Source organism: Streptomyces sp. NPDC005151 (assembly GCF_053599875.1).
On the sequence record NZ_JBSFYR010000028.1, the window covers coordinates 1 to 23580 of the forward strand.

A 23580-nucleotide genomic window follows, 5' to 3' on the forward strand; every position below is an offset into this window, starting at 1 on the left:
GCCCAGCGACGTGGCCGAGCACCGCGAACGCGCGCCCTGGTACACCACCAAGTCCGACCCCTCGCTGTCCGACATGGTCGCCAAGCTCCGCCGAGTGATCATCGCCGCCCGATTTATGCCCACCCGCCCAGGTCAACCCACCGAGCAGGAAATCCGCACCGTCCAACAGGCATGGGCCGCCGCCAGCACCAACGCCGCCGCGTGAGACCCCAGACCTGTCAGAACGTCGAAAGTCGAGCTACAAGGCGTGTGCCAAGTAAATGCGTGGCCCTCGGCCGCCCGCACCCACAGCCGCGGTGTCTCGCGGGTGATGCCCAGGTCGGTGGCGACGTCCTTCATCGTCCGCTGTCCCGCCGAGGCATTCCACAACGCCACCGCGTCCGCCCGGAACTCCGGGGTGTATATCCGCCCTGCCATGTAAACCATCTTCCCGGACCATCAAGATCCGCCATCAGAGTGTCCACACCGCAGGGGTCACCTCACAGCCGACTGCCACCGACGTCATGGCCAAGTACACCTGGGCCTCATGATCCTGGAACTGATGGCGCTGGTTGCCCTTGAGGTCGCCGGTCTGCAGGTCCAGTCGGCCCCACCGTGTCGGTGGCGCGGGAAGAGGCTGCCCAGGAACCGGCAGCCACCTCGTCGGAGTCGAGCACGTCCTCGCCGTAGAGATCCTGCAGCCAGTTGGTCTGGTAAATGGTGTCGAGGTACCGCTCGCCAAGGTCCGGGCCGACGGCCACCGCGGTGAGATCGCGCGCGTCATGCCGGGCCAGCCAGTCCGTTGCGCCGCTGACCACCGTGCCGGTGGAGCCGCCGAACAGGAATCCGTGCCTGGCCAGACGATGGCAGGTACGGACGGTGTCCGCCTCCTCGACACGTATCACCTCATCCACATAGGACTCGTCGAGCAGCGGCGGGCGCATGCTCATCCCCAGGCCGGGAATCATCCGGCGGCCCGGCGAACCGCCGAAGGACACCGAGCCGACGCTGTCCACTGCGATGATCCGCACCGGCCGGTGCCACTCCCGGAAGTAGCGCGCGCAGCCCATCAGGGTCCCGGTGGTGCCGGCCCCGACGAACAGCACGTCCAGCCGCGGGAACTGGCGGGCGATCTCCGGCGCTGTCCTGCGGTAGTGCGCCTTCCAGTTACTCGGATTGGTGTACTGACTGAGCCACACGTACCGGTTGTCGGAGGCGCACAGCGCACGGACGTACTCGATCCGCGCGCCGAGAAAGCCGCCGTTGGCCTCCTGTCCGGCGATCATGTGCACCTGGCTGCCCAACGCCTCCATCATCATCCTGGTCGTCAGGTTGCCGCGGGAGTCCGTCACACACACGAACCGGTAGCCCTTGCTTGCCGCGATCATGCTCAGCGCCACGCCGAGGTTCCCGGATGAGGACTCGACCATGATCGATTCCGGCGTCAGGATTCCATCCCGCTCAGCGGTCTCCACCATCTCGGTCGCGGCCTTCAACTTGATCGAGCCGGCGAAGTTGAAGCCCTCACACTTCAGGAAGAGCGAGTGCCCGAAGATCGACCGAAGGTCGACATAGAGCTCCTCTTCGTTGTAGGCGTAGGGAACGGATACGACGGGCACGATGGTCTCCTCTGTCTGGAGCAGAGCACTTTCGGAACGTCCATCCGGCCGTGGGCGGGCTTCTCGCTCTTGCGGGCGGGAGCCAGTGTCCAACCGGGCCGGACGGGGCCCTGCGTCAGCGGTCGCTGTCTCGCACGCCCTGACCTGCGGCGACTTGACCGGCGATCTCTCCTGGGATGAGTCCTGGACAAGCTGCCTGGGCTCTCGGCCGGCTCATCCGTACCGGCTCAGTTCGTGGAAGAAGTCGTCGACGACGCGCAACTCTCCGCGGCGGACCACTTCGTCGTAGACGTCCTTGCCCACCGCGAGGTCGAGCACCCCGAGGCCGAAGGGCGAGAACACCACCGGCCGGTCCGCCGGCACCGCCACGCGCCCGGCCATCACGTCGTCCAACGTGCCGTGCAGGAACTCCCGGTTGCCCGTGAGCTGCTCGGCTAGATGCGGCGAGGTGTCGGCCTTCAGGCAGTGCTCGATGTCATCGACGATGTTGGCCGAGGCGAGCAGGATCTCCGGCGCGAGGTCGCGCAGCGACACGTGCAGCACCAGCGGATTGTGTGCGAACCATGACAGGTCGCTGACATGCGGCCGGCCGGCGACGGTGGCGAAGACCACCAGGTCGCTGTGTCGGATCAACTGCTCGGCGCTGTCGTGCACGGTGATCCGGCCGGTGGTCCCCGACTGCTCCAGGTAGCACCGGAAGCCTGCCGCGCTGTCGGCGGACAGGTCGTGCACACCGATGTCGTCGAACGACCAGCCGGTGCCGGCCAGGAAGGTGTGGATGTAACGGGCGATCAGGCCCACCCCGAAGAACCCGACACGCGTCGGTCGCGGCCGGCCGCGGCTGAGCCAGTCGGCCGCCGACGCCGCCGACGCGGCCGTCCTGGTGGCGCTGATGATCGAGCTTTCCAGACACGCGAACGGGTAGCCGGTGTCATGGTCGTTGAGGATCAGCACGGCCGAGGCCCTCGGGATGCCGGCCGTCACGTTCTCCGGAAAACTGGAGATCCACTTCAGGCCGTCCACCCGCACCTCGCCGCCGATCGAGGCGGGCAGCGCGATGATCCGGGAGGACGGGCGGTCGGGGAAGCGCAGGAAGTACGACGGCGGGTTCACCGAATCACCGGCGCCGTGCACCCGGTAGGTGGCCTCGACCAACTCCACGATCTGCTTCTCGCGCCCGTGCAGTGCGCGCTGGACCTGGGCACCGGAGACCACGGCGAACGGTGACACGGTGACCGGAGCGGACATTGCGGACTTCATAGCGGTGGAACCGATGGTGGTCATCCCGTGGTCACCTCGACGGTCGGCGAGCAGTCGGCCAGACGCACCGGGTCGGCCATGGCGACGAGCACTTCGCGCGGTCCTTCGAAGGGCTCCCTGCTGTGCGCGGTGCGGACGTTGTCGACGAGCATCAGGTCGCCGGCCTGCCACGGCTCGCGTGCGGTGTTGGCCTCGTAGACGCTGTTGAGCAGCTGCACGACGTCCTCGCCGATCGGGTCGCCGTTGCCGAAGCGGGTATTGAACGGCAGCCCGTCGGCGCCGTAGACGTCCGCCAGGTACTCGCGCACCTCGGGGGCCATCGTCCACTCGTTGAGGAACGCGATCTGGTTGAACCAGCAGCGTCGGCCGGTGACCGGGTGACGCACCACGGCGCTGCGGCGCTGTCTGGTGCGCAGTCCGCCGTCGGGCTGCCACTCGAACATGATCGCGTTGGCACGGCAGTAGCTCTCGACGGCGCCACGGTCCGCGGTGCCGAACGCCTCGGCGACGGACGCCCCGATCTCGTCGTTGTAGCTGCGGGTGAGCAGCCAGCCCTCCCGCTCGAACCGCTCGGTCAAGTCGGCGGGCAGCGCGTCGAGCACGGTCGGTGCGTCGGCCACCGCGGTTGCCCCGCCGTCGGTGGGCGCGCTGGTACAGGCGAACATCATCAGGCCGGGGAACTCAAGCGTGTAGCTCAGTTCGTGGTGCATGCACATCGGCTGGTTCGGCGGCCACTTCGATGAGGAGTACACGCCGTCGGAGTAGGTCCGTCGGGGTGCGAAGACCTCCTTCTCGGTCATCAGACCGGTGGCCAGCCTCGAGAAGACGGCGCCGGTCCCGTCCGCGTCGCGTAGCCCGAGGCCGCGGACCAGGACCGAACCGTGCTCGGCGACGACAGCGCGCAGCGCGTCCCGGTGCTCGGCCGCCCAGCTCAGCACGGAGCCGGTGGCCTCGGCCCGGAGGAGAGGAGGTTTGCCGGGTTCGAGTTCGACGTCGACCTGCGACGCCGTGGATATGGAAGACATCTCGGTTTCCTTTCAGTTGCCGGTCAGGACGAAGCGAACAGTTCGGCGGCGCGCAGCACGGCCTGTGCCGCCTCGGTCGGACGGGTACGCAGGAAGTAGTGGCCGCCGTCGGCGAGTTCGTGCAGGTCGACCTGCTCGGCCAGGAGCTGCCAGTCGCGGTACCGGCGCGGGTACTCCGCCGTGCTCGGGTCGTCGGCGGCAACGACCACGGTGACCGGCGCGCACAGCTTCAGCGCCGGCGGGCTGTCCAGGGCGTCGGCGAAATAGCGGTGTGCGGACAGGCAGTCGTGCCGGTAGGCGGCACCGATGTGCTCGGCGTGCTGCGCATCCAGCTCACCGAGCTCGGGGTACCCGCGGTCCGCGCTCAGCATGCCGGTGATCTCGGCGTCGCTGCGCCCGGTCAGCTCGGTGATGCCGGCGCGCCGGTCGGCGGCGTTGCCGAGCAGCTGCGCGCCGAGGAACACCCGCTGGACGTCCACCCCGCGCTCCTGCAGCTTTCTGGCCGTCTCCACGGCCAACGCGGTGCCCGAGGAGTGGCCCCAGAGCAGGACCCTGGTGAGGCCACGCCGGATGATCTCGACGACGACCTGCTCGACCACCTGTGCCATCGGGGCGAACGGCCCGCTCCCGGCGGCCACGTCGTGACCGGGCAGCTCGACGGCGTAGACCGCCGGCCCGCCGCCCGGCAGCGCCCCGGCCATCGGCCGGAAGTTCACCGCGTTGCCGCCGGCGTAGGGGAAGCACACCAGGGCAGCGCCCTGCGTACCGTCCGATTCCGACAGTGACTGAAGCAGCCCGCAGCGCCCGGAGCGCAGCTCGGACCTGCCGTCGACCAGCCCGGCCAGATCGGCAAGGATCGGGTGACGGGTGACGTCCTTGAGGGACACCGCACGGTCCAGGGTGATCGCCAGCTTCACTGCCGACAGCGACGTGCCGCCCCGGTCGAAGAAGTGGTCCCGCCGTCCGATCTGGTTCTGCGGGATGCCGAGCACCTTCGCCCATGCGGCCGCCAACTGCTGTTCGGTCGGCGTATTCGGTGGGCGGTAGTCGTCCTGGACGAGGCCGAGTTCTCCGGTGAGCGCCTGCAAAGCCTTCCTGTCGATCTTGCTGTTGGCCGTCAGCGGCAGACTTTCCCGCCAGTGGAAGGCCGACGGGACCATGTAATCGGGCAGCGACTCGCCGAGCCGGTCCAGCAGGACGTCGACCTCGAGTGGCCGCCGACCGGAGTAGAACGCCACCAGGTGCTTGCTCTGGTCGGCCCTCTCGGTGACCACCACTGCACCGTCGCGTACACCGGGCACCCGCAACAGGGTGTTCTCGATCTCGCCGATCTCGATCCGGAAGCCACGAATCTTTACCTGGTTGTCCCGGCGACCGAGGAACTCCAGCTTTCCCTCGGGCTGCCAGCGGCCGTAGTCGCCGCCCCGGTAGAGCCGGGCGCCCTCACGGTGCGGATCGGCAAGGTAGGCCTGCCGGGTGCGCTCGGGGTCGTTGACGTATCCGCGGCCGACGCAGACGCCGGAGAAGACGATCAGACCGGGGGCGCCGAGCGGCACCGGGGTCAGGTGCTCGTCGACGACATAGACGTGCACGTTGTTGACCGCGGGACCCAGCAGGACCCGGTCCCCGTCGGGCACGCGGTCCATGACCTCGTGGTTGGTGTCGTCCGAGGTCTCGGTCAGCCCGTAGGCGTTGACCAGCTTGATCCCGGGCTGGGCGGCGAACCAGCGCTGCGTGAGCTCCTTCTTCAGCGCCTCGCCGGTGACCGACACGCAGCGCAGGTCCGGCAGCTCGCGGGGGTGATGCTTCAGACACGACACGACGACGTCCAGGTAGGAGGGTACGACCTGGAGGACGGCGACCCGGCCCTCAATGATCTTGTCGACGAACCGCCGGACGTCCAGGATCACCTCCTGCTCCACCAGCAGGGTCTGCCCCCCGACCAGGAGCCCGGACACCAGTTGCCACAGCGAGATGTCGAAGCACTGGGGTGCGGTCTGGGCGACCACCTGTCCCTCGCCGATCTCCAGGTCGTCGATCTTGGCGTAGAGGTGGTTGAGCATGCCCGCGTGCTCGCACATCGCGCCCTTGGGCTCCCCGGTGGACCCCGAGGTGAAGTAGATGTAGGCGAGTTGGTCCGGTGCGACGCGGAGGCCCAGATCGTCGTCGGCATGGTCCTCCTCGTAGGCTGCGCCGACGAAGAGCTTCTGGACCCCGGGCAGCGAGTCGAGGGCCTGGTCGAGCGTGGAAGTGCTGCCGGCTTCGGTCAGCACGAGCCCGCATGCGGCACGGGAGAGCATGGTTGCGAGGCGATCGGCCGGGAAATGCGGCTCGATGGGCAGATACACGCCGCCGGCCTTGAAGACCGCGAGCACGGCGGCCATCCAGTCCAGGTTACGCTCGGTCACCACCGCGACGACACCCTCGGGGCGAAGCCCCCGCGCCAGCAGGGCCCGTCCCAACCGGTTGGCACGCGCGTTGAGTTCCCGATACGTCAGCTGCCGCTCACCGTGCACCGCCGCGACGGCGTCCGGGTGTGCCGCCACCCGCTGCTCGAACAACTCGTGGAACCGGCGGTCCGGGAGCTCCAGGCGCGGACCGGCGAGCCCCTCGAGCTGGAAGCGGAGTTCCTCGGTGGAGAGCAGGCTCTGACGCCCGTGCTCGGCGTCCGGATCGGCGGCGATCAGCGCGAGCGCGGTGAGGTGGTATCCGGCGATCCTGACGGCGTAGTCCGCGTCGAGCGCGTCGGTCCGGTACCGCAGCCGCAGCACGAGCCGACCGTCGCGTTGCGAAAATCCCACCCACAGCACGGTGTCACCGGCGAGTTCGCCGCCCGAGCCGTGCGGATCGAACACGGTCTCGATCGACGGTTCGGCCAGGCCCAGTTCGCGCCTGAGCTCATCGACCGGAAAGTCCTTGTGCACCAGCAGATCTGACGCGACTCGATGGGTGTCCAGCAGCAGCGTCCGCCACGAGTCGGGTTCGGTCGTCAGCCGGCAGGGCAGCGGCCGGCTGCCCTCCACCGTGACGTAGCCGGTCGCGACCTCGTGCTCGCCGGACAGCGCGGCGAGCACCTTGGCGTGCGCGGCCAGCAGCACCGAGTCGAGCGGCACCGCCAGGTCCTTGGCCAACCGGCCCAACGCTGCCACGACATCGTCCGGGATCGTCGCCTCGTGTTCGCCGACACCCGTCACCGGATTGAGCGTCCACCGCGGTATTGCGGTGAATCCACCGGCGACGAGCACCGCGCGCCAGAACTGCCGGTCGGCCTGCACTTGCGTTCCCATCTGGTCGTCCCTCTCCATTCACCGTCGCCACCGTGCTGTTCGGCGCCGACAAGGGCGGCGCTACGCCTTCCGCGCCAATGCCTCGGGCTGATCAGGGGCATCTCGCGTCTCCGCGGCGGGATTTCCTCCCCAGCGTGCGTGCTGCGGGACTTCCTCGCCTTTCATGAGAAAGGAGTCCGGGGCGAGGACCGCGCCGTCGCCCATCGTCACGCCGTAGTGGACGTGTGCTCCCACACCGATGGTGCAGCCGGCGCCGATGGTGCTGCGATCGGACTTGAAGGTGCCGTCCTCCTGAGAGTGGCATTGGATCTTGCTTCCCGCATTGAGCGTGCAGTCGCTCCCGATGGTGGTGAGCGTCCGCTCCGTCAAATAGCAGCCGTCATCGAAGACCCTGCTGCCGAGCCGAACCCCCAGCATCCGCCAGATCACGTTCTTGAAAGGGGTGCCGTTGAAGACGTTGAGGTACGTGTCAGGCACCTTCCAGAGGCGCTCGTGCCACCAGAAGTACGGGTCGTAGATGGAACACAACTGCGGTCGGAGCGCGCGGAATGCCGCGATGCCGCGCTCCACCAGTACGAAGTAGACAGCGGTGAACCCAAGGCTGAACACGAGGAACACAGCGACCAGCACATGCCCGTAGGAGTCGTACAGATCGACGTTCGCCAAGGCGAGCATCGTGAGCACGAAGAAGTGCAGCCACCGCACGAGCAGGAAGAAGACCATCGAGCGGATGTTGTAGCGGTTCTTTGCGGCGAGGCTGCGGCGCAACTCGTCGCCGGTCCGGTGATGGTCGAACCGGGAGTCGCGCTCGACCGACCGGGGAATCTCGAAGCATGGTGAGCCGAGCAGGCCCACCCCCTCGCGTACCTCGCCGTCGAGCGGAATCATCACCTTCGTCGCGAGGAGACAGTTCTCGCCCGTCCTGGCCCCTGAGGGATAGGCGATGTTGTTCCCGAGGAAGTTGCGTGGACCGATCGAGGCCCGGGACACCCGGAAGGACGTGCTCGAGAAGTCGGCATTGATGATGGAGAGCCCGTCAGCGACCATCGTTCCGCTGCCGACAGAGCACAGAAACGGGGACTCGTGTTGCACTTCCGTGCCGAAGTTCGACCCGGTCTGCTCGACCCGGGACAAGTCGTATCCGAGGCCCCGCAGATAGTGGACGATGTAGGAGCTGTCACCGAACAGCCACGTGAAGAACTTGATGTTGGTCATGCGCCCGATCGCCCGGTGCATCGAGTAATGAAACCCGTAGAGCGGATAGACCTTGTCCGGCTTGACGGCCAGGTTCAGCAGGCGCGGAACGGTGAACAGGACGGCAAGGCCCACGACGACGAAGCCGAAGAACAGCACGAAGGAAAGGATCAGCGCGTCGATGTAGAGATCCGGCGAGGTGAACCCCACAGCACCCGGGCCCAGCCGGTTGTGCAGCGCCGGAACCAGCGTCACCAGCATGTACACGCCCCCGACAGTCAGCGGCACGTAGAGGAAGAACAGCTGAAGCACGGTGATGAGACCGAAGCCGGCCCGACGCAGCGTGCCGCACGTGGCCGGCCCGATCCTCAGGTAGTCATGCTCGGTGGGCTGTGCCGGTGATCCGTGCCAGCGCCGGCCGTCAGGGACCACCTGGCCGCTGTACAGCGTGGACGTGTGGCCGAGTTGCGCTCCGTCGCCCATCGACGTGTCGATGTCGAGCACGGTCTTCTCGCCGATGAACACGTCCCGGCCAAGGGTGACCGGGCCGGTCTGGATACGGCCGGCGTGTGCCCGGTAGCAGAGGAAGAACGAGTCTTTGCGGACCACCGTGCCGTCGCCGATCGTGAGCAGGTCGGTGCAGACCGGAACGTTGCGGGAGAGAATCGTGACCCCCTTGCCGATCCGTGCGCCCAGGGCTCGCAGGTAAAGCACGTACAGGGGATTACCGACGAAGAAAATCATCGGGTTGGCGTGTATCAGCACCTTGATGGTCCAGAAGCGCAGATACGTCAGACCCCAGACCGGGAACTCGCGCGATTTCCACCGGCCGATGAGGAGCCATTTGGCCACGATCGGGAAGGTGCACAGACCCACGAATCCGATGCCGCCGAAGACGAACGATCGCAGGTAGATGCCGATCACATCCGAGCCGGCGGAGACCCACGCATAGCCTCGGTCGGCAACAAGTCCGGCGAGGAAGGAATATCCCAGGAAGAGCAGGAACTGCAGCGTTCCACAGAGGGCGTACCGCACCGTGCCGGCTGGCGGCAGCACCTCGGTCGACACCGGGACCGACGACTCGACAGGGGTGGGCGCGGCGTCCGCGAGCCCCGTCGCCAGACTTCCGATCGTGGGGTGCCGGTAGATATCCTTCATCGACGCCGAGGGGAGGTCAGTCCGCTTCCTGAGCCGTGCGCAGAATTGGGCCATCACCAACGAGTTGGCGCCGAGGTCATCGAAGAAGTGGCTGTCGACCGACACCCGCTCGACGCACATGACGTCAGCCAGCACCTCGGCAAGGTCTCTCTCGATGCCGGTCCTCGGGCCGGTGTACCTGCGCTTGTCGATCGCAGATTCATCCGGCCCGGGCACCAACGTGTCGACGGATTTCTCCTCCATGCGAGCTCCTTGAGGAACAGTCGAGCGCCATCGGCCATTATGGCGGCGCCCTGATACTCGCGCTTTTCGATGGCCGGAGCGAGTAATCCGGAATTCTGAGGTCGGGATCTGTTGTCCAGTTCCTAAACCGTTGCCCAGTCTCTGCTGTTCACCGTCGGGCTGCCACTCGAACTCGATCACGTTGGCGCGGCTGTAGCTCTCGGCGGCGCCAGGGGGTCCTCGCTACCGGAGGCCTGGCGTCGGGAGAGCGGCGGACTCGCTGCCCGATTTCATTCCTCATCCACGATCCCGCCCAATGGGACGGCGATGAGCTGCGCACGGGTCTCGCCCTACTGCATACGAGTGGCGTGGGCCTGATCCGGGAGGGGGATGCGCCGGTGGCGCGCAACAGTCATCAGTCTTGTTGCCGTCACATTGCAGCGATTGGCCCAGGGCTCCGAGGGGTGCCGGTTCGGCGCCCGAGCCCTGATGACTGACTGGACCCAGACCGACGATGACCGCTTCGGAGCGTCGCCAGATCTTTTCGAATGGCGGAGCAGTACGGCCATGAGTCGGAGCAGGTAAAAAGAGAGACGGTGCCAGAAGTCCATGCCCGGGCGATCGGGGCGCGGGACGGTGACGACATCTGGGACATCACAGCCTTGAGGCAGTACCGTCTGCCCCGGCAACCAAGTCCGTGGCCCACACGGCCGTCACGCAACGGTGTCGAGATCCTTGCCGCGATCGATCGGCGTCCCGTCCGCACGATGCCCGAGGGCGCCGGCCCATGAACGTCTGGCCTGAGCCGGATCCGCCGGCCCTGATCGGGGGAAAGGCGTTGGGCCACATACCGGAATCGGTGTGGGGGCCGAACTGTGTACCGCCGGATCGACTGCGTATGGGTGAATCACACGGCGGCGAGGGAGATCTCGGTCGACTTGATCAGGGCGACGACGGAGGAGCCGCGGGTCAGGTCCAGGTCGGTGACGGCGTCCTTGGTGATCGCGGCGGTGAGTTCGCCACCCGGGACGGTGACCTTGACGGAGGCCATGGCACCGCCCGTGGCGACGTCGCCGACCGTGCCGGGGAGTTGGTTGCGGATGGACAGTCCCTCGACCGCGGCGGTGGCGAGGGAGACCTCGGTGGACTTGATCAGGGCGCGTACGGCGGAGCCCTCTGCGAGGCCGAGTTCCTCGACGGCTTCCCGTGTGATCGCCGCGGTGATGTCCTGGCCGCCGTCGAGGCGGACCTTGACGGTCGCCATGACCTCGCCCGGGGTGATGGCGGTGACGGTGCCGGGAAGCTGGTTGCGGATGCTCAGGGTCATGACGGGACGCCTCGCAGAAAAGGTGTGGATTGTCCGGGTTTGAGCCTGTGGTGAGCCTCACCGTAGTCGTGTCGGGCGGTGGCCGTATTGCGGCCCGTCGCATCCGCCAGGTGAGGGTGGGAGTGCCTGGCAGGTCGGGCTGCCCGAAAGTCACGGATGTGCCGGGCTTTGAATCCCTGGCGTTCGGGGCTTCCGGCCTCGGCTGGGGCGAGCGCTGCGTCAGGCTGGGTATGCGTGTGTCTGTGCGGCCTTGACCGTGGCCCAGACAGGGGCTCCCGGATGGAGGTCGAGTTCGGCTGCGGCGACCGTGGTCAGGTCGGCGGCGAGGGGGAGCTCGCCGGTGAGGTCCGCGCGGATCTGGTCACCGTGCGTTTCGAGTCCGGTGACCTTGCAGTGCCACAGGTTGCGGGCGCTGGAGCCGGTGGGCCGGTCGCGGTGGAGGGTGACCGCGCCGGGCGGGAACGCGACGAAGGCGGGGCCGGTGAGATCCTCGGTGGTGGTGATCGCCGGGCCGGAGTCGAGCCGTACGGTGTGCCCCTCGGCCAGCCCCTTGTAGAGGTTCAGGCCGACCAGTTGGGCGATGTAGTCGGTACGCGGACGGCGGGCGATGTCGGAAGGGGCGCCCTCCTGGACGACCCGGCCGTGCTCGATGACGACCAGCCGGTCGGACAGCACCATGGCGTCCAGCGGATCGTGCGTGACCAGCACGGCGACCGCCTCGAAGTCGGCGAGGTGGCGGCGGAGTTGGGCACGTACGTCGAGGCGGGTGCGGGCGTCGAGCGCGGCCAGCGGTTCGTCGAGCAGCAGCAGCCGGGGGTGGGTGGCCAGGGCGCGGGCGAGGGCGACGCGCTGGGCCTGCCCGCCGGAGAGCCGGCGGGGTTTGGCGCCGGCGTGGTCGGCGAGGCCCATGCGGTCCAGCCACTCGGCGGCCTGTGCGCGAGCCTCGGCCTTGGACGCGCCCTGGCAGCGGGGGCCGAATGCGATGTTGTCGAGGGCGGAGAGGTGCGGGAAGAGCAGGTAGTCCTGGAAGACGACGCCGACCGGACGGGACTCGGGCGGCGTACGGTCCAGCGCGACGCCGTCGAGGCGCAGATGACCGCCGGTGAGCGGGGTGAGACCTGTGAGTGCGCGCAGGGCGGTGGTCTTGCCCGCGCCGTTGGGCCCGAGGAGCGCCACGACGTCGCCGGGCGCGGCCGTCAGCGCCACGTCGAGGTGGAAGGGGCCGCGGTTGACGACCAGATGGGCGTCCAGGCCCGCGGCGGATGCGTCAGTGGTGGAGAGGCTGCCCGTGGCGTCGTCGATGTCCGTCATGAGGGGTTCGTCCAGCGGTTGCGGGGTGGGGGAACAGTAAGGGACGCGCCGGCGGTCCGGCGCCTCGGCGATCCGGGGCGGACTGCGAGTGGCTCACGGGCGGTTCGGGTCATCGCGCCGTCATCCAACGGTCCCGTAGTGCGGCCAGGACCGCGATCGACACGGCGAGCAGGACCAGGCTCAGCGCGATGGCGGCGGCCGGGTCGTTCTGCAGGGCGAGGTAGACGGCGAGCGGCATGGTCTGCGTACGGCCGGGAAAGTTGCCCGCGAAGGTGATCGTCGCGCCGAACTCGCCGAGCGCGCGGGCCCACGCCAGCACGGAACCCGCTGCGATGCCCGGCGCGATCAGTGGCAGGGTGACCCGGCGGAACGCGGTGAAGCGGGAGGCGCCCAGCGTGGTGGCGGCCTCCTCGTACCGGGGATCGGCCGCCCGAAGCGTGCCCTCCACGCTGATGACGAGGAACGGCATCGCCACGAACGCCTCCGCGACCACCACCCCCGCCGTCGTGAACGGCAGCGTGATCCCGAAGGCCGAGTCCAGCCACTGCCCCACGACACCGTTGCGCCCCAGCGCCAGCAGCAGTGCCACACCACCCACCACCGGCGGCAGGACGAGCGGCAGCGTCACCAGGGCCCGTACGAAACCCCGCCCCGGGAAGTCCGTGCGCGCGAGAAGCCAGGCCAGCGGCACACCCAGCACCAGGCTCACCGCGGTCGCCGCGGTCGCGCACACCAGGGACAGCTGAAGGGCTTGCCACACCTCCGTGCTGGTCAGCTGGTCCGGCAGGCTGCGCCAGGGAGCCCGCACGAGAAGGGCGATCAGTGGCAGCAACAGAAACGCCAGGCCGGCGAGGGCAGGCAGCAGAAGAGGCAGAGGCACCCTGCCCCGGGCGTCCGCGCGGACGCGCCGGCGCCGCGGCCGGCCCCCGCGGGCGTCGCCACCCATGAGGAGCTCGTCCGCGGCGCCGGACTTGTCCAGCGCGGTCACGGCTTGAGGAACCCGGCCGCCGTCAGGACCTTCTGGCCCTCGGCGGACTGCACCAGCGCGATGAACGCCTTCGCGGCGTCGGCGTTGGGCGCGTCCTTGAGCAGCGTGATCGGGTAGTCGTTGATGGCCTCGGCGGACTCGGGGAACTCCACGCCCTCCACCCTGTCACCCGCCGCCTTCACATCGGTCTTGTAGACCACGGCGCCGTCGGCCTCCTTCAGCTCCACCTTGGTCAGGGCGCTCTTGACGTCCTGCTCGTACGAGACCGGGGTGAGCTTGAGCTTGCTGGCCTCCAGCGCCTTCTGCGCGGCCGCCCCGCACGGCACCGTCTTGTCGCACAGCACGACCTTCAGGCCGGACTTGGTGAGGTCCTTGAGGGAGGAGACCTTGTCGGGGTTGCCCGGCGGGGTCGCGATCTCCAGCTGGTTGCGCACGAAGGTGGACGGCGTGCCGACCGCGTCCTTCGCATCGGTGACGATCGCCATCGTCTTCGGGCTGGCGGCGGCGAAGACGTCGGCCGGGGCGCCACCGGTGATGCTGGCGGCGAGGGTGTCGCTGCCGCCGAAGTTGAAGGTGACCTTCGTACCCGGGTGGGCCTTCTCGAACCCCTTGCCCAGGGTCGTGAAGCTCTCCTTGAGCGAGGCGGCGGCGAAGACGGTCACCGTGCCGGAGAGCTTCTTCGACGAGCCCGTGGACGCCGAGGAGTTGTCGGACGAGGAGCAGGCGCTCAGTGCCAGCAGCGCAGCGGCGCCTGCGCCGGCCACCTGCAGGGTCCGGCGGGTCCGGCGTGCGGAACGGGTCATCACGGGGTCTACTCCCTCTGGTTTCTTCCGGAAGAGTCCGTCGGACTCCTCTACGGTCTCTCGACGACCACGTTGGTCGACTCGATCACGGCAAGCGCCGGAACACCCGGTTCCGGCGTCAGTTCCTCAGCCGAGTCCCGGCTGATCATGGACACCGCCCGGAACGGCCCGGCCTGGATCTCCACCCGCGCCGACACCTCTCCGAGGATCACGTCGGTGACGATCCCGGCGAGGCGGTTGCGCGCCGAGGATCCGTTGTTCGTCCGCTCGGCGCGGCGCAACTCCCGGGCGAAGGAAGCCGGTTCCGACCCGCGGATCATCCGCCGGCCCAGCTCGTCACGCTCGGCCTGCAGTGTCCCGCCGTCGACCCTGCGCCGCAGTGTGTCGGCGCTGACATCAAGGCGGCTGCTTCCCCGATCCGGTAGGTGTGCATGAGCAGATCATACTGCCGCAGATACGAGGTGGAAGTCTTCTGTGGCATTGCATGAGCTGGACTGTCTATGGGTGATGGTGGGCATGTGCGTTTATACGGGACTGCTGCCCGGGTATCGACATCTGGGAGGTGGTAGCCCGTGAGTCATTCCCTTCCGGCCGCCGATCCGGTGGCCGAGGTCGCCCTGACCGGCGACCTCGCGCGGCCTGCCCGGCTGAGAGCCTGTCGGGTGACCTTCGATCGGAAAGCGGACGCGGTCTGGCGCGTGCGATTCCAAGGCGCGGAAGGTCCTCGGATGGGGTCTCCCCTGCTCGAACGAAGCTGAGAGCTTGGGGAAGGAGCTACTAGGGCATTTCGGCAACGCGGGAAGCGTGCGTGCCAGGGCGTGGCCGCCCGATCAGAGGTCACCCGACAGGCTCTGAGGGTGCCCGACCTGCTCGCCTGGCCCCAGCACCGGGTACAGGTGACCTTTGAGTGCGCCACCAGCGGAATCCAGCACCAGCGCTTCGCAGGACCGCTGCTGCACGATGTCCTGTCCGACGCCGGTCCCGCCTTCGACCCCACCCGGCGCAAGGACCGCCTGCGCTTCCTGATCGCCGTGACGGGCGCGGACGGCCACCACGCCGTCCTGTCCTGGGCGGAGATCGACCCCGACTTCGGCCGTCCGTCCTGCTTGCGGCCAGCATCGACGACACCCCGCTCGACGGGGCCGGCCACCAGCTCGTGCTGCCGCGGGACCGCTGCGGCGCCCGGCACATCAGCGGCATCAGCGCGATACGCGTGGACGGCGGCTACACGGCGTGGACGTGACACCGGCGAGACGAACCCGGTGGAGGGCTTCGGCAGTTCTATGAGGGGCTGCTCGTCCCCGGCTGATGCGCAGCCGCCACGCCCGCCGCATCCAGGGCCGGCCACACCCGGTCGCGGGTCGGCGGAAGCTCCGTGAAGCGCACGCCGGTGGCGTCCCGCAGGGCGTCCGAGAAGGCCGTGCGCCGGACCTGAACGGAGCGTTGGCCGAGTCCCGTTACGCCCTGGCGTCGGCCCGGACCACCGCGCCCTGCAACGGAGTTGAGGAGACGCGACATGGCCATTGTGCTCTCCGTGTCGTACGGCGACGGCGGGGCATTGGCCGGTGCGGGGCGCACTCCTGCTCGGTGAAGGCGTGACCCACGGCCGCCGCCCGTACGTGTCCGCTCAGGTGCGGTCGATGTGCACGCTGGTCGACTTCACGCGGGCGGTGGCCTCCACGCCGACCTCCAGGCCCAGCTCCTCCACGGCCTCCCGGGTCAGCAGCGAGACCAGCCGGTGCGGCCCGGCCTGGATCTCCACCTGGGCCGCGACATCGCCGAGCTTGACGGCGGTGACGATGCCCGGAAAGGCGTTGCGGACAGAGGTGTATGAGGCGTCCTCCTCACCACCACCGGTCCTGGCGACCTCGATCGAGAAGGCGGCCAGATCCTTGCCGTCGATGAGCCGGCGTCCGCCCTTGTCGCGATGCGTGGCCACCCGGCCGGCATCCGCCCACCGCCGCGCGGTATCCGGGCTCACGCCCAACAGACGGGCCGCCTGCCCGATTGTGTAGGATTGCATACGCGCCAAGATAGATACATATTCCTTGCATATGCAAGCTCTTGCCCGAGGTGGCGTTGGCATACGCCGCACCACTTGAGTGGGCTGCGGCGTCCGGCCCCGGCGGGGATGCGGTCGTGAAAGTCTAGTAGGGCTTTGCCTGGTGGCATCGTACGCAGGGCTGCCTCGGGGAGGGTTGTCGGCAGGTGGGGCAGGCACCGGTCCCGGGCTCCGCACTCGGTGCGCGGCCGGGTGCCGTGCCCAGGGCCTTGACCGCCGGGCCGCGACGCGACAGCACCCCGGCTGACCCGGCCCACCTCTCCAGGGCCGGGTCGCAGTCCATTCCGTGAGGCAGGCCATGAAGTACGTCACAGTGCCGTACGTGGACCGTGTCTGCCGTCGGGGCTCTGGCGCCGGCAACGCCCCACCCCTGTCAGCCGATCCGAGGATTCCTCGCCGATGGGCCGGGCGCTGCGTCGCCCCAGGGCAACTTAGGTCACCCTTCCCCGTTGCTGTGGTCGCCTGGTACATGTGAGATTCCACCAGCGCATCGGAAGTTTCGCCATGAACAAGGAAGATCCCACCGATCTCATACCCTTCACGATCGATCTGACCTTCGAGGAAGCCCGGCGGCGGGTCGAGGTCGTGGCCGCACTCGGGCCCGACTGGGACCCGGTCACCGTTCTCCAAGGCGAGGACGAGGCGTACGCACTCCTCTACTCGGGCCTGGACGCCGAGCAGCGGCGCACCCATGACCTGCTGGTGGCGGCCGGTGTCCTGCCAGGAAGCGAGCCGGGCCGTGAAGCTGCCCATTGACCCACAGGCGGACGTCGCCCGCCGCGCCTGGATGGCCTGCCCCGTCTGCGACGACGCCCGCCATTGTGGGACCTGCGCCGACCGCCGTAACTGCGCTGATCACTGGCGCTATTTGATATCCACCAAGGGGCCGGTCGTTCACCTTCAGTGTCCGCAGTGCACGCATATGTGGTCAGTGAACACGCGGCCTGGCGTCACCTGCCGCGACGACAGCGCCCCCGACTTCTGACCGGCGGCGGGTCGAGCGAAAAGTCGCAGATCATGCCGGTGGCCGCTTGATCACCGCTCGGCGGGGTCTCTCCATCGGACGAACGCCTCTGTGCTCGGACGGAGTTCGGAGAACCTGCCCGACGGGGAGAGATCCCGTAACAGTCGACGCACGTCTGCCTCGAAGTCGTCGCGATGTGTGCCGAACAGGTGCGGAGCCGAGAACGACATCGAGAACACCCACGCGACGACATCGTCACCCCCTCCCTCGACGGCAGTCGGTGCCCGGGCGAGGCGGATTCGGGCAGGAAAATTTCTCGAACAAGGCAATCCCGAGAGCGCTCTGGAGCGTATCCCGTCTGGAAGCTCTTCAGGAGGAAAGCTCATGGCGATCTTCAGTTTCCTCATCCCCGCGAAACACCGTCACGACGAGAGGGACATGAGGTCGAGGCGCTTCGACGACCCCGGAAGGGATCGGCGTCGCCATCGTCGTCACTCCCACCACGGTCACCACTGGTGACTGCACAGGACGGCTGAGCGGGCCAGGGCTCCTGGCCTGCTCAGCCGGCGATCTTGAGGAACGCGTCTATGAGGCGTATCTCGCTTCATGTTCTGCGGCGGCTGCTGTCGGTGGCCGATGATTCCGACGCGGTCGTCGCCGCCGCGCCGCCGGTCGCCCCGCGTGACGCGTTCCGGCGCTTCTGGCCCTACACACGCGGTGGCCGGCGCTTCCTCATTCCGATACTCGTCTTCAGCATGATCGGACCCGTCGTCGACGCGGCCGAGATCTGGCTCTTCAAGATCGTGGTGGACGACGTTCTCGTTCCGCGCGATCTGCGTCCCTTCCTCTGGATCGCCCTGGCATACACAGGGCTCATCATCGGCTCCGGCGTTCTGGAGTTCGCCGACGATGTGACGTCCACCTGGGTCAGCGAGCGTTTCCTGCTGGCCCTCCGGTCGGATGTGTTCCGGCACGTCCAGGGCCTCTCGCTCGGGTTCTTCGAACGGCGGCGGCTGGGGGACGTGCTGTCGCGTATCACGGGCGATGTCGACGCGGTCGAGACGTTCCTCCTCTCCGGGGTGGCGGACGGCCTCTATTACGTGATCCGGCTGGGCGTCTTCCTGGGGCTGCTGTTCTACCTGCGGTGGGATCTGACCATTCTCGCGCTCGTCATCGTGCCGCTTTTCTGGTGCGCGGCCCGCCGCTTCTCCCGGCTGATCAAGGCCGCATCGCGGGAGCGGCGGCGGCGCAGCGGTTCGATCAGCGCGATCGCCGAGGAGTCGCTCGGCAACATCGCGCTGGTGCAGGCATACAACCGGCAGGAGACCGAGGAACACCGGTTCGCACGCGAGAGCGTGGGCAAGTTCCGCGCGGCGATGGCCTCGGCGCGCATCCGTGCTGTCTACAGCCCGATCGTCGAGGTCATCGAACTGACTGGCGCGCTGGCCGTCATGGGCCTGGGCACGTGGAAACTGGCTCAGGGGCAGCTCACCCTGGGCGGGCTGCTGGTCTTCCTCGCGCTGCTGAGCAGCCTCTACAGTCCGATCCGCGACCTGTCACACCTCACCAACACGTTTTATGCGGCGTCCGCCTCCGCCGAGCGGATCATCGAGTTGCTCGACCAGCGCCCCCAGGTCGTCGAAGCCGCCGGCGCCCGGAGGATCGGGCGGGCCCGGGGCGACGTCGAATTCCGTGGCGTCTCCTTCCGCTATCCGGGTACGTCCCGGTGGGCGCTGTCCGACGTGTCGTTCCAGGTGACGCCCGGCACGACGCTGGCGCTGGTCGGTGCGAGCGGTGCGGGAAAATCCACGGTCGGGAAGCTGCAACTGCGCTTCTACGATCCGGATCAGGGGTCAATCCTCCTCGACGGCACCGACCTCAGGGACCTGCAGCTGTCCGAGTTGCGCGAGAACGTCGCGGTGGTACTTCAGGAGACGCTCGTGTTCCACGGCACCGTACGGGAGAACATTGCCTACGGCCGCCCGGACGCGGCAGAGGCGGACATTGTCGCGGCGGCGCGCGCCGCCGACGCCCATGACTTCATCCAGCTGCTTCCCGAGGGCTACGACACCGTGGTGGGCCAGCGCGGCCGCACGTTGTCCGGCGGGCAGGCCCAGCGCCTCGCGATCGCCCGCGCGATGATCAGGGACGCGCCCGTACTGGTCCTGGACGAACCGACCACCGGCCTGGACATCCAGTCGGGCCGCCGGATCATGGAACCGCTGCGCCGGCTCATGGCCGGGCGGACCACCATCGTCATCTCCCACAATCTGATCACCACCCGTGACGCCACCTCCACGGTGGTGTTGGACCACGGCCGGGTCGTCGAGCGCGGCACGCACGAAGAACTGCTCCTGCGCGAAGGGGCCTACGCCCGGCTTCACCGGCTGAACGGAGTGACCGGCCCCGCCCTCTCCGCCTCCTCACCCGCTCGGAAGGTTCTCTCATGAGCCGCGCCACAGCCCGACCGGTTCCGCACCTCGCGCCCGGAACGAACCCCGCGCCGGGGTACGAGGTCCTGGCGCACCTGGCCCGGACCGGCTGGCTCGACCTCTACGACGCCTGGAGCGAGGAGCGGGACTGCCGATGCGTCGTGAAGGTCCTGCGCCCCGACCACCGCCATGAGGAGCAGCTGCGCGACCGGCTGTTGCGAGAGGGCCGTTGGCTCCGGACATTCACCCATCCGCACCTGGTCCGCGCTTACGACACCTTCGAGTCGCCCGAGCCGCTCGTCGTGCTGGAAACGCTGACGGGCGAAACTCTGGCCCACCTCATCGGCCGGTTGCGTCGGCGGCCGGCCGCCGCGGACGTGGCCCTCCTCGGCGTGCACCTGTGTTCCGCGATGTACTACCTCCACGGTCACGTCCTGCTGCACCTGGACCTCAAGCCGTCCAACGTCGTGGTCGACTGCGGGCACGCCAAAGTGCTCGACCTGAGCGTCGCACGACCGCCCGGAAGCGCCCCTCCGGGCGTCGGCACCTTCTGCTACATGGCTCCCGAACAGGCGCGTGGCGGGATGCTGTCGGCTGCGGCCGACGTGTGGGGCATCGGCGCAACGTTGTACGAAGTCGCCGTAGGCGACGTGCCGTTCGACATCGGCGTCACCACGGACGGGACCGACGACGGCGACGACACGGGCGGCGAGGACGACTGGTATCCGCAGCTCGAGGAACCTGCTCCGCCCATCCGGTCCCGCCGACGCCTCCCGCGTGGCCTCGCGACGGCCATCGACAGCTGCCTCCGGCCCGATCCGGCTGCCAGGCCCACGATTCCCGAACTCGCCGCCGCTCTCGATGCGACTCTGCCTCGGCAGCGACGCCACATTGCTCCGCCGGTGGTCGACTGACACGGCGGAACACGGCGGACAGCCGCTTGCGGCGATCGCCGCAGTGTGGCCGAGCGGCGCAGGGCCCGGGCCGCACCGCACACGCGCTTTCCCGCGGGGCGTGGGACGGCACCTTCGAGCGGATGCCCCGGGCAGCGCAGGCGCGGTCGGGCGCGGCCCTCGTGGTCGATCCTTCCTCGCGGAGAGGTTCGTGGGCGCGAGTCCCCGCTTGGCGAACTCGAGGCGGAACACCCGTGAGGGCAGCACGAGTGCGATGTACTGGTCACCGGCGACGATGTTGAGGCCGAAGGCGCAGGCGAACACGGTGAAGAACAGCTGTCCGGTGCTCCGGGCGGAGCGGAGCAGCGGGTCCACGAGGCGGGCGATCAGGCCGAACTCCTCCAGCAGGGCGCCGAAGGTCACCGCGCCGATGATGAGCCAGAGGGTAAGCAGCATGCTCTCCATGCCCCCGCGGGACAGGAGAGCGTCGATCTGTGCGATGCCGGAGTCGATGGAGAACCCGTTGGCCATGGCGCGCCAGACGCCCTTGACGGACTCGATCACGATGTTGCCGCTGCCGGAGACGAAGTCCCGTATCACCGCAGGCTGGAGGAACGCTCCCAGGACGCCGGCGAAGAGTGTGGAGCATGTCAGTGCCGGGGACGCGGGCACTTTTCGGATCGACAGGGCGGCCAGCAGGACCAGTGGCAGCAGGTTGAGCGGTGTGATGTGGTAGATGTCGCCCAGGCTGCTGAGCTCGATGTCCTTGCCCACCGGATTGTGCACGTCGGGGCCCCGGACCAGACCGATGACCAGGAACACGACGAAGGCGATCATGAAGGCGGGCAAGGACGTCCATGCCTGGCGTTTGATGTGTTCGTAGACGTCGACCTGCACCATCTGGGCGGTGAGTACGGTCGTTTCCGACAGGGGTGAGAGCTTGTCGCCGAGGTAGGCCCCGGAGATCACGGCGCCCGCGGTGATGGCGGTCGAGACCCCGAGCATGTCCGCCACTCCGACCAGTCCCACCCCGATCGTCCCTGCTGTGGTCCAGGAGCTGCCGATACTCATGGCGACCGCGCCGCAGATCAGTGCGGCGGCCGCGTAGTACCAGCTTGGTGACAGGGCCTGGATCCCGTAGTAGACGAGTGTCGGGATGGTTCCGGACAGATTCCAGACTCCGATGAGGGCGCCTACCGCCAGAAGGATGAGGGCGCCTACCGCCAGAAGAATGAAGACGGCACTGGTGATGGACGTCAGCGCCTTCTGGCCGGCCTGCTGTACAGCGGCCCAGCTGTGCCCGTTCTTCAGGGCGATCAGTGCGGCGGCCATCGCGCACATGATCAAGGCCACCTGGATCGGCCCGTCCAGCGCTCCCAGGCCGAACAACGCGAGCGACCCGGCCACCAGGACTGCCAGCACCACCAGGGGAACGATTGCGTCCGCGAGCGACGGCAGACGGATCGGACGCTCGGGCTCCGCCTGCTTGTCGTCCGCCACATCAGCTCCGGTTCGCACAGGGGCGTGCCGACCGCGACACCGCACGTCCACTGGGACTGGAATTTAGCGTTATTGGCGCTCTTTGTCGCGTTATAGACGGTTTAGATCCTCAAGAAGTCCGGGTGGCGGCGTTCGTCCGGGTGCTGCACGAAATGCGATCGCGGACCGGGGCGCCGATACGGAGGGTGACGCCCGGTGGGCGCCGGCGCAGAGGGAGCACGCCGATGAAACGGGACGGCGCCCCTTGGAGTGTGCCCGAGGGGCGCCAGGCGGATGGCCGACCAAGGGATGGGCGAACCGTCAGGTCCAGAGCCGGTACGTCACTTCTCTCGGCATCTGCGACGGCCTGCTGTCGGTGAAGACGAGGCGGAGCTGGGTGTAGTGCTGTTGGTGGGAATGCTTCTTCAGAGGCTCCGAGCGGTCGAGCCTGACGGTCACGGGATAGGAGTGGAACGTGCCCTCGGCGCAGAAGGGCCGACAGTCGTTCACTACGTTGAGCCCGCTGCCCGCGGCGAAATTCGGTTTCCAATCCGACCACCGAAGTGCCGTGAGGATGCTGTTGCCATCCCCGCAGGCGATCAAGAACTCGTTCGGGCGTACTTGAGGATGCGAGAAGCAGTCGACGATCACCACGTCGGCGGGTGACCGTGTCCCTGTGGAAGCGGATGCCGGTGCGATCGCTGTTGCGAGCGATGCCGCGGCACAGATCAATACCGCTGCCTTCAGCTTGTGTCTCTGCATGTCCGCTCCCAGCCGTCTCTCTCTGAGCCCATCTGCCTGTACGCCTGGTCCACCCCGGGGCGCGATCTGCGAACCCGGAGCGGACGCCGGACGGTGCTGCCGGCCCCTTCTCAACGGTCGTTCCGGTATCGACGCTACGACCGCGTTCAGTGACGCACCACCCGCACAGGTAACAACTTCGCAAAGGGCAGAAATATGCATATCTTCACGTGCGTGAGCGGAGTTCGTGAAGGCGTCGGAGGTGGCGAAACGGGGCTGTGTCCCCGTTTACGGCAACCGCGCCGACGGAGCCTTCATGCGGGGAGCTTCGCGGGGCCGCAGATTCGCAACCCGCTCGGTACCGCCCTCCTTGAGCCAGGCCAGAAAGGTGAGAACGAAGATGCCTTCCACCACCAGGGACAGGACGCCGTACGGCGGCTCCCAGCCGGCTTCGCGATAGTCCGGCAACCCGACGGTGCGGGACAGTAGGAATCCGATGATCATGCCGATGCTGGTAGTTGCCCCGATCAGCCCTGCGCCGAGCGGTTGCCTCTGAAGGACGAGCCCTGCGGCGACGCCGAGCATCACCAGGCTGCCGACCAGGAACAGGATGCCGATGTAGGGCATCTCCGGCAGGTGGGAGGGGACCAGCGAGAGATGGATCACCGCGTTGGCCAGGGCGCAGGACGCTGCGGTCCCGCGCAGTGCGAGGTGGGTCGTGCGAGACGTCATCACGACTCCAGGGGTCCGAGGCGGCCGGCGCCGCCGTGCTTCTGACAGGGGCTGCGGACCGGGGTCACGCCGGGGCGCTTCCGGTGCCCGCCAAGCCTTCCGGT

General features: G+C 68.1%; 19 protein-coding genes and 3 pseudogenes. 6 read left to right on the forward strand and 16 right to left on the reverse strand.

The annotated features are described in order from the left end of the window. A partial coding sequence (locus ACWD6R_RS17190; protein WP_451819438.1) for a hypothetical protein occupies positions 1-205 on the forward strand: 205 nt, incomplete at its 5' end. Here the strand turns inward: ACWD6R_RS17190 and ACWD6R_RS17195 are convergent. The 11 genes from ACWD6R_RS17195 to ACWD6R_RS17245 form a co-directional block, all read right to left on the reverse strand. Continuing rightward, a complete protein-coding gene (locus tag ACWD6R_RS17195; RefSeq protein ID WP_451819439.1) occupies positions 133-426 on the reverse strand; it encodes a transposase in 294 nt (97 codons plus the stop codon). The genes ACWD6R_RS17190 and ACWD6R_RS17195 overlap by 73 nt on opposite strands. 98 nt (positions 427-524) lie before the next feature. Then, on the reverse strand, positions 525-1598 hold the full coding sequence (sbnA, locus tag ACWD6R_RS17200) for a 2,3-diaminopropionate biosynthesis protein SbnA (RefSeq protein WP_451819440.1): 1074 nt from the start codon (positions 1596-1598) through the stop codon (positions 525-527). A 213-nt stretch (positions 1599-1811) separates the two neighbouring features. Beyond that, on the reverse strand, positions 1812-2882 hold the full coding sequence (gene sbnB / locus ACWD6R_RS17205) for a 2,3-diaminopropionate biosynthesis protein SbnB (RefSeq protein ID WP_451819441.1): 1071 nt from the start codon (positions 2880-2882) through the stop codon (positions 1812-1814). Then, positions 2879-3883, reverse strand: a complete 1005-nt coding sequence (locus ACWD6R_RS17210; protein WP_451819442.1) for a TauD/TfdA family dioxygenase — start codon at positions 3881-3883, stop codon at positions 2879-2881. Before ACWD6R_RS17210 ends, sbnB begins: the two co-directional genes overlap by 4 nt. 23 nt (positions 3884-3906) lie before the next feature. Further along, positions 3907-7170: a non-ribosomal peptide synthetase gene (locus ACWD6R_RS17215; protein ID WP_451819443.1), complete on the reverse strand. Its 3264-nt coding sequence runs from the start codon at positions 7168-7170 to the stop codon at positions 3907-3909. A 60-nt stretch (positions 7171-7230) separates the two neighbouring features. After that, the gene (locus tag ACWD6R_RS17220) at positions 7231-9765 is read right to left on the reverse strand and encodes a Pls/PosA family non-ribosomal peptide synthetase (RefSeq protein ID WP_451819500.1); all 2535 of its coding nucleotides are present in this window, start codon (positions 9763-9765) and stop codon (positions 7231-7233) included. An 886-nt stretch (positions 9766-10651) separates the two neighbouring features. Next, positions 10652-11071 (reverse strand): TOBE domain-containing protein, encoded by a 420-nt coding sequence (locus ACWD6R_RS17225; RefSeq protein WP_451819444.1) that lies wholly within the window; start codon positions 11069-11071, stop codon positions 10652-10654. Between the two features lie 219 nt (positions 11072-11290). Next, positions 11291-12382 carry an ABC transporter ATP-binding protein gene (locus ACWD6R_RS17230; protein ID WP_451819445.1) on the reverse strand — a complete coding sequence of 364 codons (1092 nt, stop codon included), beginning with the start codon at positions 12380-12382 and terminating at the stop codon, positions 11291-11293. A gap of 109 nt (positions 12383-12491) precedes the next feature. Then, on the reverse strand, positions 12492-13370 hold the full coding sequence (modB, locus tag ACWD6R_RS17235) for a molybdate ABC transporter permease subunit (protein WP_451819446.1): 879 nt from the start codon (positions 13368-13370) through the stop codon (positions 12492-12494). Next, the gene (gene modA / locus ACWD6R_RS17240; RefSeq protein WP_451819447.1) at positions 13367-14173 is read right to left on the reverse strand and encodes a molybdate ABC transporter substrate-binding protein; all 807 of its coding nucleotides are present in this window, start codon (positions 14171-14173) and stop codon (positions 13367-13369) included. The genes modB and modA overlap by 4 nt, the downstream gene beginning before the upstream one ends. 50 nt (positions 14174-14223) lie before the next feature. Further along, positions 14224-14493, reverse strand: coding sequence for a TOBE domain-containing protein (locus tag ACWD6R_RS17245; protein WP_451819448.1), 270 nt, complete (start codon positions 14491-14493; stop codon positions 14224-14226). A gap of 498 nt (positions 14494-14991) precedes the next feature. Here ACWD6R_RS17245 and ACWD6R_RS17250 point away from each other — a divergent pair. Then, positions 14992-15416: pseudogene (locus ACWD6R_RS17250) on the forward strand (hypothetical protein). A 384-nt stretch (positions 15417-15800) separates the two neighbouring features. Here the strand turns inward: ACWD6R_RS17250 and ACWD6R_RS17255 are convergent. After that, a complete protein-coding gene (locus ACWD6R_RS17255; RefSeq protein WP_451819449.1) occupies positions 15801-16196 on the reverse strand; it encodes a TOBE domain-containing protein in 396 nt (131 codons plus the stop codon). Between the two features lie 543 nt (positions 16197-16739). Here ACWD6R_RS17255 and ACWD6R_RS17260 point away from each other — a divergent pair. Continuing rightward, positions 16740-16991 carry a DUF6400 family protein gene (locus ACWD6R_RS17260; RefSeq protein ID WP_451819450.1) on the forward strand — a complete coding sequence of 84 codons (252 nt, stop codon included), beginning with the start codon at positions 16740-16742 and terminating at the stop codon, positions 16989-16991. Then, the gene (locus ACWD6R_RS17265; RefSeq protein WP_451819451.1) at positions 16975-17220 is read left to right on the forward strand and encodes a hypothetical protein; all 246 of its coding nucleotides are present in this window, start codon (positions 16975-16977) and stop codon (positions 17218-17220) included. The genes ACWD6R_RS17260 and ACWD6R_RS17265 overlap by 17 nt, the downstream gene beginning before the upstream one ends. A 50-nt stretch (positions 17221-17270) precedes the next feature. On the opposite strand, the pseudogene ACWD6R_RS17270 reads toward ACWD6R_RS17265, so the two are convergent. Then, positions 17271-17456: pseudogene (locus ACWD6R_RS17270) on the reverse strand (SAM-dependent methyltransferase); the annotation flags it as partial. A gap of 330 nt (positions 17457-17786) precedes the next feature. Between ACWD6R_RS17270 and ACWD6R_RS17275 the strand changes: the two are divergent. Together ACWD6R_RS17275 and ACWD6R_RS17280 are read left to right on the forward strand one after the other, a co-directional pair. Next, the gene (locus tag ACWD6R_RS17275; RefSeq protein ID WP_451819452.1) at positions 17787-19649 is read left to right on the forward strand and encodes an ABC transporter ATP-binding protein; all 1863 of its coding nucleotides are present in this window, start codon (positions 17787-17789) and stop codon (positions 19647-19649) included. After that, positions 19646-20545 carry a serine/threonine-protein kinase gene (locus ACWD6R_RS17280; RefSeq protein ID WP_451819501.1) on the forward strand — a complete coding sequence of 300 codons (900 nt, stop codon included), beginning with the start codon at positions 19646-19648 and terminating at the stop codon, positions 20543-20545. The genes ACWD6R_RS17275 and ACWD6R_RS17280 overlap by 4 nt, the downstream gene beginning before the upstream one ends. A 189-nt stretch (positions 20546-20734) precedes the next feature. On the opposite strand, the pseudogene ACWD6R_RS17285 reads toward ACWD6R_RS17280, so the two are convergent. From ACWD6R_RS17285 to ACWD6R_RS17295, 3 genes and pseudogenes are all read right to left on the reverse strand, one after another. Further along, positions 20735-22075 (reverse strand): annotated as a pseudogene (locus ACWD6R_RS17285) (Na+/H+ antiporter NhaC family protein); the annotation flags it as partial. A gap of 249 nt (positions 22076-22324) precedes the next feature. Then, positions 22325-22765, reverse strand: a complete 441-nt coding sequence (locus tag ACWD6R_RS17290) for a hypothetical protein (RefSeq protein ID WP_451819453.1) — start codon at positions 22763-22765, stop codon at positions 22325-22327. Between the two features lie 267 nt (positions 22766-23032). Further along, positions 23033-23476, reverse strand: a complete 444-nt coding sequence (locus ACWD6R_RS17295; RefSeq protein ID WP_451819454.1) for a hypothetical protein — start codon at positions 23474-23476, stop codon at positions 23033-23035. Positions 23477-23580: the final 104 nt, after the last annotated feature.